General features: G+C 65.2%; 12 protein-coding genes. 8 read left to right on the forward strand and 4 right to left on the reverse strand.

All coding sequences use genetic code 11. From position 1 onward, the window contains the following. Positions 1-124 precede the first annotated feature (124 nt). Positions 125-1021, forward strand: coding sequence for a DMT family transporter (locus HD883_RS00185; RefSeq protein ID WP_179588400.1), 897 nt, complete (start codon positions 125-127; stop codon positions 1019-1021). 117 nt (positions 1022-1138) lie between these two features. Here the strand turns inward: HD883_RS00185 and HD883_RS00190 are convergent, their stop codons facing one another. Continuing rightward, entirely contained in the window at positions 1139-2575 is a 1437-nt protein-coding gene (locus HD883_RS00190; RefSeq protein WP_179588399.1) for a catalase, read from the reverse strand. Positions 2576-2963: 388 nt separating this feature from the next. Here HD883_RS00190 and HD883_RS00195 point away from each other — a divergent pair, with 388 nt between their 5' ends. From HD883_RS00195 to phoU, 6 genes are all read left to right on the forward strand, one after another. Beyond that, positions 2964-5435, forward strand: a complete 2472-nt coding sequence (locus HD883_RS00195; RefSeq protein WP_179588398.1) for an ABC transporter permease — start codon at positions 2964-2966, stop codon at positions 5433-5435. A 22-nt stretch (positions 5436-5457) separates the two neighbouring features. Further along, on the forward strand, positions 5458-5895 hold the full coding sequence (locus HD883_RS00200; protein ID WP_179588397.1) for a group II truncated hemoglobin: 438 nt from the start codon (positions 5458-5460) through the stop codon (positions 5893-5895). Positions 5896-6196: 301 nt separating this feature from the next. Next, positions 6197-7486, forward strand: coding sequence for a DNA recombination protein RmuC (locus HD883_RS00205; protein ID WP_444964358.1), 1290 nt, complete (start codon positions 6197-6199; stop codon positions 7484-7486). Between the two features lie 68 nt (positions 7487-7554). Next, positions 7555-9345, forward strand: a complete 1791-nt coding sequence (locus HD883_RS00210; RefSeq protein WP_179588395.1) for an acyl-CoA dehydrogenase family protein — start codon at positions 7555-7557, stop codon at positions 9343-9345. Positions 9346-9465: 120 nt separating this feature from the next. Then, entirely contained in the window at positions 9466-10152 is a 687-nt protein-coding gene (gene rpiA, locus HD883_RS00215; protein ID WP_179588394.1) for a ribose-5-phosphate isomerase RpiA, read from the forward strand. A 143-nt stretch (positions 10153-10295) separates the two neighbouring features. Continuing rightward, positions 10296-10997 (forward strand): phosphate signaling complex protein PhoU, encoded by a 702-nt coding sequence (gene phoU / locus HD883_RS00220; protein WP_179588393.1) that lies wholly within the window; start codon positions 10296-10298, stop codon positions 10995-10997. A gap of 91 nt (positions 10998-11088) precedes the next feature. Here the strand turns inward: phoU and HD883_RS00225 are convergent, their stop codons facing one another. Then, a complete protein-coding gene (locus HD883_RS00225; protein WP_179588392.1) occupies positions 11089-11361 on the reverse strand; it encodes an oxidative damage protection protein in 273 nt (90 codons plus the stop codon). 66 nt (positions 11362-11427) lie between these two features. Between HD883_RS00225 and HD883_RS00230 the strand changes: the two genes are divergently transcribed. Further along, positions 11428-11850, forward strand: a complete 423-nt coding sequence (locus HD883_RS00230) for a hypothetical protein (RefSeq protein ID WP_179588391.1) — start codon at positions 11428-11430, stop codon at positions 11848-11850. Here the strand turns inward: HD883_RS00230 and HD883_RS00235 are convergent. Then, positions 11837-12832, reverse strand: a complete 996-nt coding sequence (locus HD883_RS00235; protein ID WP_179588390.1) for a Bug family tripartite tricarboxylate transporter substrate binding protein — start codon at positions 12830-12832, stop codon at positions 11837-11839. The genes HD883_RS00230 and HD883_RS00235 overlap by 14 nt on opposite strands. An 85-nt stretch (positions 12833-12917) precedes the next feature. Beyond that, a complete protein-coding gene (locus tag HD883_RS00240; RefSeq protein ID WP_179588389.1) occupies positions 12918-14003 on the reverse strand; it encodes an NAD(P)-dependent oxidoreductase in 1086 nt (361 codons plus the stop codon). Between the last annotated feature and the right edge of the window lie 23 nt (positions 14004-14026).

Consider the following 14026-nt stretch of genomic DNA (forward strand, 5'->3'; position numbering starts at 1 on the left):
CCGTGCGAGTGGCGGCTGTGTGTGTCGATCGACCATAACAGTTCCTGCAAATTGTACTGGAGTGTGCCTGGAAAAGGCCCTACGCCGATGCTCTACTGCTTGCCACGACAACATGGAGCAGACGATGGACAGAGCAACCGGCGCCTGGGTGAACGGCTTGATCGGCGTGGTCATTTTTGCAGGGTCCCTGCCGGCGACGCGCGTGGCGGTCGCGGCGTTCGACCCGCTGTTTCTGACCAGTGCTCGAGCGACGATCGCCGCTGCGCTTGGCGGGTTGCTGTTGATCGGCCTGCGTCAGCGCCGGCCCGCGCTCAAGGACCTGGCGCCGCTTGCCATCGTGGCGCTCGGCTGCGTGCTCGGATTTCCGCTGCTGACCGCGCTGGCCTTGCAGCACGTGTCGTCGGCGCATTCCATCGTCTTTATCGGCTTGCTGCCGATCTTCACGGCGCTGTTCGGCGTGCTGCGCGGTGGCGAGCGGCCTCGCGCCGCGTTCTGGGCGTTTTCGCTGGCAGGCAGCGCGTGTGTCGTCGGATTTGCCATCGCCGGCGCGATGCCGGCCAAGGGCGCCTTGAGCGCGTCGGGTGGCGGCAACGTCATTCAAGGTGACCTGCTGATGCTGGCTGCGATTGTGGTCTGCGGCCTGGGCTATGCCGAAGGCGCGCGGCTGTCCCGCCGGCTTGGCGGCTGGCAGGTGATCAGCTGGGCGCTGGTGCTGTCCTTGCCAGTCATGGTGCCCGTTGCACTGTGGACGCTGCCGTCGTCATGGGCCCACGTGACCGCGCCGGCCTGGTGGGGCTTCGGCTACGTGTCCGTCTTCAGCATGCTGATCGGTTTCATCTTCTGGTATCGCGGGCTGGCCATGGGCGGCATTGCCGGTGTCGGGCAACTGCAGTTGCTGCAGCCCTTCTTTGGCCTGGCGCTGGCCGCCTTGCTGCTGCACGAAGCGGTCAGCGCGATGATGCTGGCCGTGACCCTGTGCGCCGTGGGCTGCGTGGCGGGCGCGAAAAGGTTCGCATCATGAAAAAAAGCCTTCCCGGTGCGAACCGGGAAGGCTTTGACGACATGGCGGTCCACCCTCAGGTGATGGACCGCCGGGTCGTTGACACCTGCAACGTTGAGGACATCAACGTTGCCAGCATCAACGATCGATGCCCAGACCCTGCGCAACACCCGCGCCATAAGCCGGGTCGGCCTTGGTGAAGTGGGCGATCTGGCGGATCTGGATCTCGCGCGGCACGGTCTTCATGTCGCCTACGATGTTCGAGATCAGCTGCGCCTTCTGTTCCGGGCTCATCAGGCGGTACAGATCGCCGGCTTGCGTGTAATCGTCGTTGCCCACGCGGTGGTTGTACCGGTCGGCCGGGCCATCCAGCGCCAGCGGCGTTTCACGGTAAGCCGGGTCTTCCTTGGGCGCATCGGCGTAGCTGTTCGGCTCGTAGTTCGGCGCGCGGCCACTGTTGCCGTCGAAGCGCATCGCGCCGTCACGCTGATAGTTGCGAACTTCCACCTTCGACCGGTTGGCCGGCAAGGCCTGGTAGTTGGTGCCGACGCGATACAGGTGCGCATCGTGGTAGGCAAACAGGCGGGCCTGCAGCATCTTGTCGGGACTGAAGCCAATGCCGCGCACGATGGACGACGGCGAAAACGCGGCCTGCTCGATCTCGGCAAAGAAGTTTTCGGGGTTGCGGTTCAGCGTGACGACGCCCACTTCGATCAGCGGGAAGTCGCCATGCGGCCACACCTTGGTCAGGTCGAACGGATCAAACGGCGTGCTCATGGCCTGCGCTTCGGTCATCACCTGGATGTTGACGCTCCAGCGCGGGAAGTTGCCGGCTTCGATCGACTCGAACAGATCGCGCTGCGCGTAGTCCGGGTCCGTGCCGGCCAGGCGGGTGGCGTCGGCCGGGTCCAGGTTCTTGATGCCTTGCAGCGTCAGGAAGTGGAACTTGCACCAGACGCGCTGGCCTTCGGCGTTGATCAGGCTGAACGTGTGGCTGCCGAAACCGTGCATGTGGCGATAGCCGTCCGGCGTGCCGCGATCCGAGAAAAGGATGGTGACCTGGTGCAGCGATTCGGGCGACAAGGACCAGAAGTCCCACTTCATGGTGGGGCTTTTCAGGTTGGTGAGCGGATCGCGCTTTTGCGTGTGGATGAAGTCGGGAAACTTGATGCCGTCACGAATGAAGAAGACGGGGGTGTTGTTGCCCACCAGGTCCCAATTGCCTTCTTCGGTATAGAACTTCATCGCGAAGCCGCGCGGGTCGCGATCGGTATCGGCCGAGCCTTTCTCGCCGCCGACGGTGGAAAAGCGGAACAGCACGTCGGTTTTCTTGCCGATGCCCGAAAACAGGTCGGCACAGGTGTACTGGCTGATGTCCTTGGTCACTTCGAACACGCCATAGGCGCCCGACCCCTTGGCGTGCACGACACGCTCGGGAATGCGTTCACGGTTGAAGTGCTGCAGCTTTTCAAGCAGGTGGAAGTCTTCGAGCAGCACAGGACCGCGGGCGCCGGCAGTGCGGGAATTCTGGTTGTCGGCGACGTGGGCGCCGGTGGCGGTGGTGAGCTTGGTCATTCTCGGATTCTCCATGGAAACTGGGGGCAGCCTGCGCCGTGGGCCGGTTCGCAAGACACGTCGGGACGTCGCGCAGTACTGTCAGGGCTCAACGATATCGATGCCCGGGGCGACCGTAAAATGAATAGTTCCGATGGCGCCGATAGGCATGTCTTATCGGTGCTGATTCTGGCATAGCATGTGGCTACAGCGCGACAATAGCGCCGGTTACAGTCTCACGCGCCGGTGAACCCTGCAAGCGGTACACGGTCCGATACGATGGGGACCGCGATGTTGTCCGCGATGCCTTCCTTCATAGTCCGCATTTCCTCCCGGGTTCGACCTGTCCATGACCACTGCCGCACGTGCACGCCGCTCCCCCTTTGCCGTCTTCCTGCAGGCATGGCGCATGACCACACGCGACTGGCGCGCGGGCGAACTCAAACTGCTGGGACTGGCACTGGTCATTGCCGTGGCATCGGTCACCAGCGTGGGATTCCTGGCGGACCGGATCCGGCTTGCGCTGGAACGTGACGCGGGCCAGTTGCTGGGCGCCGACCTGGTGATCAACGCCGATGCGCCCGTGTCGCCCGAACTGCGGGAACGCGCGCAGGCGGCCGGCCTGACGGTGGCTGATACGCTGCAGTTTCCGTCCATGGCCAGTGCGGGGCAGGGCGACGCCCAGCGCTCCCAGCTGGCGTCGCTGAAGGCGGTGGCGCCAGGGTATCCGTTGCGGGGCAATTTGCGGGTGGCGCAGGCGCCCGATGGCCCGGACCAGGTCACCCGCGACGTTCCCCCACCCGGCAAGGTCTGGGTGGACGGCCAGTTGCTGGCGCTGCTGGATGTGAAGATGGGCGATTCCATCACGCTGGGTGACAAGTCCTTCCAAATCGATCGGGTAATCGTGATCGAGCCCGACAAGGGCATGAACTTCATCAATGTGGCGCCCCGCGTCATGATCCGTACCGATGACGTGGCCGCGACCGGACTGATCGCTTTCGGCAGCCGCGTCACCTACCGCACCCTGATCGCCGGCAAGCCCGGCGACATCCGCGGTTTTTCCAGCTGGCTGAACGAGCACCTGAGCCGCGGTCAGCGCGTCGATTCGATCGAATCGGGCCGCCCGGAAATGCGCCAGACCATCGACCGCGCACAGCAATTCCTGTCCTTGGTGGCCTTGCTGGCGGCGTTGCTGGCCGCGGTTGCGGTGGCCCTGTCGGCTCGCCGGTTCACGCTGCGTCACATTGAAAGCGTGGCGGTCATGCGTTGCCTGGGGGCCACCCAGTCGCACCTGACGCGGCTGTTTGCGGTGGAATTTTTTATCGTCGCGGTCATTGCTGCGGCGGTCGGCAGCGCGATCGGCTATGCCGCGCATGAAGGGCTGATCTTTGCGTTGGGCGGCCTGATCACGTCCGACCTTCCCCCGGCGTCCCCGTTGCCAGCCTTCCAGGGTTTCCTGGCGGGCGTCTGGCTGCTGCTGGGCTTTGCGTTGCCGCCGCTGGCGCAGCTGCGCCATGTGCCGCCCGTGCGCGTGCTGCGCCGGGACACGGGCGTTCCGCAGGCGCGCACGGCATTGGGCTATGCGTTGGGGGCGCTGGGCTTCTGCCTGCTGCTGGTCTGGTTCGCACGCGACCTGCGCCTGGGCCTCATGATCGCCGGTGGCTTTTTGGGCGGCTTTGCCGTGTTCGCGGGCGTGGCGTGGTTTGGCGTCCGGCTGCTGGAACCGGTGCGCCATTGGCGGCATGGGTCGGTGGCGCTGCGCTTCGCGCTGGCCGGCGTGGTACGCCGCCGCGGCGCCACGGTGGCGCAGGTGTGCGCCCTGGCGATCGGCCTGATGGCCTTGTTGCTGTTGTCCATTACCCGGACCGACCTGGTCGAAGGGTGGCGTCGGTCGGCGCCGGCCGACGCGCCCAATCGGTTCGTGATCAACATCCAGCCGGAACAGCGCGATCTGATCGCCCAGCGCCTGAAAGAAGCCGGGCTGCCGCAGGTCGAGCTCTACCCCATGGTGCGCGGCCGCCTGATCGAAGTGAACGGCGCGCCCATCGGCCCCGACCAGTTCGAAGACGAACGGGCCAAGCGCCTGGTGGATCGAGAATTCAATCTGTCGTACATGCGTGATCTGCCGGGCCACAACCGGGTGGAAGCGGGTCAGTGGCTCGCGCCCGGGCAGGCCGAGGTATCGATGGAAACCGGCATTGCCAAGACCCTGAACCTGAAGCTGGGCGACCAGCTCAAGTACGACATTGCCGGCAATATCGTCGATGTGAAGGTGACCAGCCTGCGCGCGCTCGACTGGGATTCCATGAAGGTCAATTTCTTTGCGATCATGTCGCCGCAGGTGCTCGAACCCATGCCGCAAAGCTGGATCACGTCGATCCATCTGCCCGAGTCGAAGGTGGGCTTTACCAACGCGCTGATCAAGGAATTTCCGAACCTGACCATCTTCGACACCGGCGCCATTCTGCGCCAGGTGCAGTCGGTGCTCGATCAGGTGATCGCCGCCGTGCAGTTCCTGTTCCTCTTCACGCTGGCCGCCGGGTGCCTGGTGCTGTATGCGGCGCTGGCCTCGACGCGCGACGAACGCGTGCGCGAAGCCGGCCTGCTTCGGGCGCTGGGCGCCACGCGCCGGCAGTTGTCGATGGCACAGTGGCTGGAACTGTCGGCCATAGGCGCGCTGGCCGGGCTGCTGGCATCGGTCGGTGCGACGGCGGTGGCCTGGGCCCTGGCGCGTTTCGTGTTCAACTTCGCGCTGTCGCCCAATGTGTGGGTATGGTTTGCCGGGCTGGGCATCGGCATCGGCTGCGCGGTGATTGGCGGCTGGATGGGCCTGCGCGGTGTGCTGCGCCAGCCGCCGCTGGCCACCCTGCGCGAAGCGTGAAGACACGTACGGACAAGAGGATATGAACGACACGACAAGCACCATTCCGGCCACGCAGCCGATGACCCCGACAGACCACACCCGCACGGTGTACGAGCTGATCGGCGGTGAAGCGCGCGTCAAGGAATTGGTGGACAGGTTCTACGACTTGATGGACCTGGACAACGATCTGAAGGAACTGCGCGCGGCGCATGGGCCGTCGCTCGAAAACGCCCGCAACCGCCTGTTCTGGTTCCTGTGCGGCTGGATGGGCGGCCCGGACCATTACGTCAGCCAGTTCGGCCATCCGCGCTTGCGGATGCGGCACATGCCGTTTGCCATCGGCAGCCAGGAACGCGACCAGTGGGTGCTGTGCATGGGCCGCGCGATGCAGGACGTCGGCGTGGAACCAGGCCTGGCCGAACGGCTGCTGGCGTCGTTCTTCAATACCGCCGACTGGATGCGCAACCGCAACACCTGACGGTTGCCGCTGCGGTGATCGGCCTTGCCGCGTCGTTCAATCGGCCCCGCCGCTTCCTTTAGAATGCCGTCTTTCGAAGGGGCCTGGTTTGACCGAAATCGTAGGGTGGGTGACGGCAGCTGCTGCCGTGTTGGCAGCGATTGGTGCGTGGGTGGCGGTGGTGCGCCAGCCGCAAGGCACGGATGCACAGTCGATCGACGCCACCGAAGCCATGCTGGATCGGCAGGACAATCTGGAGCGCCAGTTGCGCGCCGACCTGCAGGACACGCAACGCGCCCTGCGCACGGAAATCGCGGAATCCATGCGTGGGCTGCGCACGGAACTGACGCACAGCCTGACCCAGAATCAGCAGGCGTTGGGCGGCCAGCAGGCCCAACAGGCGCAGCTGCTGCATCAGCAGCTGGACGCCTTCTCGCAAAATTTGAGCACGCTCACCGCGCATCTGCAGGAACGGTTCGATCACCTGCGCACGTCGCTGGCGCGCGATGCCGTGGCGGCCCGGGAAGAGGGCGCTGCGTCCCTGCAAGGCTTTGCCGATCGCTTCGAACAACAGCTGCGCGTGCTGACCGAAGCGAACGAGCGCCGCATGACCGACGTGCGCAACGTGGTCGAAACGCGCCTGAAAGACATGCAGGCCGACAACGGCGTCAAGCTTGAAGAAATGCGCCGCACCGTCGATGAGAAGCTGCACGCCACGCTTGAACAGCGGCTTGGGGAATCGTTCAAGCTGGTGTCTGACCGCCTGGAATCCGTGCACAAGGGGCTGGGCGAAATGCAGACCCTGGCGGCCGGGGTAGGCGATCTCAAACGTGTGCTGACCAATGTGAAATCGCGCGGCACCTGGGGGGAAGTGCAGCTGGGCATGCTGATCGAACAGATCATGACGCCGGCTCAATATGGCCGCAACGTCAAGCCCATCCCGGGCAGCGACGAACTGGTCGAATTTGCCATCCGCCTGCCGGGCCGGGGTGACGGCGGCGTGCCCGTGTGGCTGCCAATCGATGCCAAGTTTCCGAAAGAAGAATATGAGCGCCTGGTGGATGCCCAAGACCGCGCCGACGTGGAAGCGGTGCGATCAGCCGGCGTGGCGTTTGAACGGGGGGTCGAACTCGAAGGCAAACGCATCGGCACCAAGTACGTCGCGCCGCCGCACACCACCGACTTTGCCATCATGTTCCTGCCTACCGAAGGCCTGTATGCCGAGGTGCTTCGGCGCACGGCCCTGATGGACCGGCTGCAGGCCCTGCGTATCAACGTGGCCGGCCCGAGCAATCTGTCGGCCCTGCTCAATAGCCTGCAGATGGGATTCCGCACCCTGGCCATCGAGCAACGGTCGTCCGAAGTCTGGAACGTGCTGGGCGCGGTCAAGTCCGAGTTCGGCAAGTTTGGCGAGGCCCTGGCCAGCGTGAAGAAAACGCTCGAAACCGCCAGCAACAAGATCGGCCAGACGGAAACCCGGACTCGTGCGATGCTTCGCAACTTGAAGAGCGTGGAGGCCCTGCCGGAGACCGAAGCACAGCGTCTGCTCGGCACGCGGCCCGAAGATATGGCAAGCGAAGAAGCGGACGACGCCGCGGCCAGCCCCGGTTGACGCCATTCCTGCGATGATCGCATCGTTGCCATGGACAACCATGTCGTGGATCACGGCAAGGAGGCAGCATGGATCGCTTCAGTACCCACGAGATCGACAACCAGGTCGATCCGCTTCCCGACTATTCCCTGTTCACGAGCGATGACGCCCTGCGTGAGGGCGTGCATCGCGAAGGCGCCGCGGCCTTCGTGCCAGCGCTGGAAGCGCACGGCGCGTGGCTGGGACTGGCATCGACCCGCGACGCGGGCAGGCTGGCCAATCGCCATCCGCCGGAATTGATTGCCTTCGACCAGGTCGGGCGCCGTGTCGATCGAATCGAATGCCATCCCGCGTGGACCACTTTGCTCACGGGCATGTGGACGCAAGGACTGCACACCCGTTCCACCGCCGCGCACAGTCCCGGCGAGCCGAGCAGCCCGAGCAGCCCCTCTGCAACGAACGGCCCGGCCAGCAAGGCCGCAACTTTCCCGGGATCGCACGTGGCGCGCATCGCCGGCTACCTGATGCAGGGCCAGGTCGAAGCCGGCACCCTGTGCCCGACCACCATGACCTTCGCGGCGCACGTCGTGCTCGAAGACGAACCCGCTGGCGAGATCGACTTTGCACGCGACTGGCTGCCTGCGATGCGGTCCACCGACTTCGACCCGTCGGACCAACCCATCTCGCACAAACGATCGGCGCTGATCGGCATGGGCCTGACCGAAAAGCAGGGCGGTTCCGACCTGCGCGACACGCGCACCCGCGCGGCGCCCCTGAACGCGTCCGGCGCGTCCGGCGCCTCCGGCACAGCGGGCCGCGGCCAGGCCTACAGGCTGGTCGGCCACAAGTGGTTTTATTCCGTGCCGCAGTCCGACGCACACTTGGTGCTGGCACAGGCCGATAGCGGATTAAGCTGCTTTTTCGTGCCGCGCTGGCGGCCCGACGGCACGCGCAATGCGGTGCACATCCAGCGGCTGAAAGACAAACTGGGCAACCGCAGCAATCCCAGCGCCGAAGTGGAATTTTGCGATGCCTGGGGCGTGATGGTCGGTGAACCCGGGCGAGGCCTGCAGGTGCTGTTGAACATGGCCACGCTGACGCGGCTCGATTGCGTGGCCGGCAGCGCCGCGCTGTTGCGGCAGGCAGTGGTGCAGGCCATGCACCATTGCGCCGGACGGAAGGCATTCGGCGCACGGCTGCTTGACCAACCCCTGATGCGGCATGTGCTGGCTGACCTGGCGCTGGAAAGCGAAGCGGCCACGGCCCTGGCCTTGCGGCTGGCCGGCGCATTCGACCGGCCCGACGATCTGCTGGAACGCGCGATCCGCCGTATCGTCACGCCCGCGGCCAAATACTGGGTGACCAAACGTGCGGTGGCCGCGATTGGCGAATGCCTGGAAACCTGGGGCGGCAATGGCTATGTCGAAACCGGGCCTATGCCGCGCCTGTATCGCGAAGCGCCGGTCAATGCCATCTGGGAAGGGTCGGGAAACGTCATGTGCCTGGATGTGCAGCGCGCGATCGCCCGCGAGCCCGAGTCGTTTGCGGTGCTGGTGGCCGAGCTTCGCAACAGCGTCGGCATCTACCCCGCCTACGACCGGGCGCTGGATGAATGCCTGGTGCTGTGCGCCGAGGCGTCCCCCTACCAGGCCCGCCGCGCCGCCAGCCTGCTGGCCTTGTTGCTGCAAAGCGCGATCCTGATGCGACATGCGCCCCTGGCGGTGTCGCAGGCCTTTATCGCGGCGCGACTGGGCGCATCGAGCTGGCTGGCGGGCGATGGCGGCGTGCCCGAGGCGCTGGTTGATCCGATTCTTGCGCGGGCGTGGCCACCGTCAGTGGTGGTCGCGCCCGAGACGACGCTGACCGACGATCCGGCCTGAGCCCGGCAGGCAGTTGTCCTGGGTCGCAGGCTTTCTCGTCAGGCCCGCGGGCGCCTCTGCTACAGTGTCCGCTCCAGTCCAATCCGCGCGCCTTGCGCCCGCACTTTTTACTTAGATGCCATGCTTTCTCAACAGGAACTCAAGCAGCAGGCGGCCGATGCGGCCCTGCAATTCGTCGATGAAGTCGCCGCGCCCGACGTCGTGATCGGTGTCGGCACGGGCTCGACCGCCGACCTGTTCATCGATGGCCTTGCCGCCTACCAGGGCCGCATCCGCGGCGCGGTCGCGAGTTCCGAACGCAGCGCGGCGCGGCTAGCTTCGCACGGCATCGAAGTGTTCGACCTGAACGATGTGGCATGGATGCCCATCTATGTCGATGGCGCCGACGAGATCGACGACCATCTGCACATGATCAAGGGTGGCGGCGGCGCGCTGACACGCGAAAAGATCGTGGCGTCGGTGGCCGAAAAATTCATCTGCATTGCCGACGAATCCAAGCTGGTCGAGCACATGGGCACCTTCCCGCTGCCGATCGAAGTGATCCCGATGGCGCGTGAAGCCGTCGCGCGCATCGTGCGCCTGCTCGGCGGGACACCGAACCTGCGCGCCGGATTCACGACCGACAACGGCAACATGATCCTCGACGTCAAGGGCATGCGCATCACCGAACCCCAGGGGCTCGAAAAGGTGCTCAACGACATTCCAGGCATCGTCACCAATGGCCTGTTCGCCCTGCGCGGCGCCGACGTGGCCCTGCTGGCGACCCAGTCCGGCGTGCGCCGGCTCGACAAGCCCCGCCACGCCTGAGCATCATGGATCCGCCACGGGCGCCGCGCCTGTGGTCCGGAAGCGACGCCTTGCGCGGCGACATATTCCGGTCACATGATGTTCATAAACTGCTTGCTGGATTTCGCCCTCGCTACTCTGCCACTGTCTCGTAAGGAGCCGGCATGACTGAACATACCAATAAACAATACGACGCTGAACTCGAAGAGGTCCGCTCGCGCTTCCTCCAGATGGGCGGCCTGGTCGAGTCCCAGATTACCGGCGCGATCGACGGCCTGGCGAACGGCGACCTGGTGGCGCTCGACGCCGTGGTCCAGCGCGACGCCGAAGTGAACCGTTTCGAAGTCGAACTGGATGAGGCCTGCAGCCACATCCTGGCGCGCCGCCAGCCAACCGCGGGCGATCTGCGCATGATGATCACGGTCATCAAGATGATCACCGACATGGAACGCGCCGGCGACGAAGCCGAGAAGATCGCGCGGATGGCCAAGCTCATCCATGAAGCCGGCCGCATGAACATGCCGGCCGTGGAACTCTGGCACATGGCCAACAGCGTCGTGACGATGCTGCGCAAGGCGCTGGACGCCTTCGCCCGCCTGGACGCGCAAGCCGCGGCCCAGGTCGTGCGCCAGGACAAGGTGGTCGATGCCGAGTGGCAAGGCGTGATCCGGCAGCTGGTGACCTACATGATCGAAGATCCGCGCACCATTTCGCGGTCGATCGAACTGCTGTTCATCGCCAAGGCGCTGGAGCGGATCGGCGACCATGCCAAGAACATGTGCGAACTGGTGGTCTACATGGTCAAGGGTCGGGACGTGCGTCACACGGGCGTGGACAACGTGGAACGCGAAGCCGCCGCCAACTGATCGTTGCGGCAGGACAAAAAAAAACCGATGCGTATCGAGCGCATCGGTTTTTTTTTGGGCTGGCGGGATGGAAACGCCAGCGTGGCGGCGGTCAGGCCGTCGGGGGCACGTAGCCGTGCACGTCAACCGTGCCGTCTTCGAACAGAAACTTTTCCATCTGCTGCGCCAGGTACTTGCGGGCGCGGCTGTCCGCCAGGTTCAGGCGGTTTTCGTTGACCAGGCGCGTCTGGTTCTGCACCCAGTCGGCCCACGCTTCCTTGGACACGTTCTGGTAGATGCGCGCGCCCAGTTCACCGGGGTAGGGGGCGTAATCCAGCCCTTCGGCTTCGCGCTTGAGTTTGACGCATTGAATCATTCGAGCCATGGGGCACCTGCAAAAAGAGAGTTGCGATCTGTCGATTGTAGCGAAGTCGACCGCCTACAATGCCGCATGGACGCTGCCTCTCTTTTGCGCTGGACCGCCGCCGACCTTCGTCAGGCCGCCCATGCCGCACACATTTCCCGTCACGATGGCCCGGACGCGGCCGCTTCAACGGCTTGCCTGTCCTGCCATGCGCTGGTCTGCCCGGGCTGGGAATCGCTGCCCGTGTACTTTGACCAGACCCGCCTGGAACGGGTGGCGACCCTGCGGGCCCCCGACGATGAGTCCCCCACGGTCGAAGAATTCCACCCCGACGGCACGCACAGCTGGTCGGCTGACGCCCCCATCGCCCCGGACTGGTTTCCCTACAACCGATGCGATGTGTGGCGCTGCCTGACCTGCCGCTGCCTGTTCCTGCGCTATACGGAATACGGCGGCTATTACGTGGACGAGCGCGTGCGCGAAGTGCGGGCAGAGCTTATTCCGCAGTGATCCCGGCCGCCTTTACCACCTTGCTCCATTTTTCCGTTTCGCTGCGCACAAAGCCGGTCAGCTCGCCGCGGCCGACGCGCATGCCCTGGATGCCCTGACCCAGCAGGGCCTTGTCGACTTCCGGGTCCGCCAAGGCGGCAGTCAGCGACGTCGACAGGCGATCGAGCACCGGAGCCGGCGTGCCTTTGGGGGCGAACAGCCCCATCCACAAGCCGGTCTCGTAACCCTTCAGGCCAAGTTCGGCCACGGTCGGCACGTCGGGCAGCAGCGGCATCCGCTGCGCGCCCGAGACCGCCAGCGCCTTCAGCGCCCCCGTCTTGACGTGCGGCAGCACCGGCATCACCGACGCGAACTGGATGTCGATGGTGCCGTTCAGGGTGTCCGTGACCGACTGCGCCGAGCTTTTGTAGGGCACATGGGTCAATTGGATCTTGGCCAGCGTCGACAGCAACTGTGCCGACAAGTTGGCCATGCTGGTGGTGCCGGCCGAGGCGTAGGTCAGCTTGCCGGGCTGCGCCTTGGCCTGCGCTATGAAGGCGGGCAGGTCGGCGTAAGGCATCTTGGACGCGGTCACCAGCACATAGGGTGACGAGCCGATCAGGCCGATCGGCGTCAGGTCCTTTTCCGGATCGAACGACAGATTGCTGTTGAGGCTGGGGCCCACCGCCTGCGTGCTGACGGTGCCCAGCAGCATGGTGTAGCCATCGGGCGCGGCGCGCACCACGGCTTCGGCGCCGATGAACCCGCTTGCGCCGACACGGTTGTCGATGATCACGGTCTGGCCCAGGCTCGCCGACATCTTCTGCCCGACCACTCGGGCGGCCGCGTCGGTGGCGCTGCCGGCCTGGAAGGGCACGATCAGCCGGATGGGATGGTTGGGGTAGGCGTCCTGGGCCATCGCAGCCTTGGGCGCCAGGGCGGGCAAAAGTCCGAATAATCCCGCGCAGGCGAGCCGGGGAAGGTGGGCGGTAAAGGCGTGCATGGAAGTCTCCCTGCCGCGCGTGACCGCGGCGGTGTTGTCGTTATTGTCGTTGTGGTTGTTGTGATTGTTGCCGCGATGGCTGGCGTCAGGGCCGCAGCGCCCGATCCAGTCCGGAAATCAGTTCTTCGAAATCCCCGGTCGCATTCAAGCGCGGGCTGCCCGCCAGATGCGGCGTCAGCACTACCTGCGGGTACTGCAGCAATTCGTCATCATCATCGCCCGGTTCGGTCCACAGGGTGTCCAGGCCCATGCCGCCCAGCGTGCCGTCGCGCAGCGCGCCCAGCACGGCATCACGCGACATGACCTGCGCGCGCGACACATTGATCAGACGCACGCCACGTTTCATCTTCTTGAACGCCGCGGCGTCCAGCAGGTTTTCGGTGGACGGCGTGGCGGGCAGTTGCGCCAGCAACCAGTCCGACATGCCGAGCAGCGTGTCCATGTCACGATACTCCGCGTGCCAGGTCCGCTCCGTTTCCGCATCCAGTTGCGTGCGCTGCGTGTAAACGATCTTCATGCCGAAAGCCTGCGCGCGCGCCGCGACTTCGCGGCCGATCTCGCCGAAACCGATGATGCCCAGCGTGGCCCCCTGCAGCATGGCAATGTCCGGAATCCGCGCCCAGTTCGAACTGGGGGTGTGCCGCCGATCGAAGGGCGCGGGTGCAAAGCCTGCGGCCTTCAGCAAGGCCACACTGGTCTTGCCGTTGACTTCCGGCAGGCGTTTGGCCAAAGCCAGCATCATCATCAGGGCCTGTTCGGCACAGGCCACATTGGCGCGGCGGCGCAGCGGCAGCACGGGCACGCCGCGCGCTTCACAGGCCTGCAGGTCGATGTTGCGGGTAATGAATCCGAACTTCTGCACCGCGCGCAAGCGCGGCGCCAACGCCAGTTCGCTGGCGCCGATCGGCAGCGATTCCACCACCACCGCATCCGCGTCGGGCAAGGCCCGGTGCAGTTCTTCAACCGTCTCGACAAAGGTGACGCGCGACGGGGCGACGCGGGTGCAGCGATCCCGCAAGCCTTGCCGCCAGCCTTCGAAATCGGGCACGTCATGCGCAAAGAAATCGGCAAAGGCGGCGCGGCGGTCCGCAGTGCACTGATCGTTGAGAACTACATCGATCACGCGGGTGAAGACGTCCTGCTCGACGACAAGATGCGGGCGTGAGGTCACGGTCATTCCAGTGGAAAAGAGGT

Source organism: Pigmentiphaga litoralis, from assembly GCF_013408655.1.
Classification (GTDB): domain Bacteria; phylum Pseudomonadota; class Gammaproteobacteria; order Burkholderiales; family Burkholderiaceae_B; genus Pigmentiphaga; species Pigmentiphaga litoralis_A.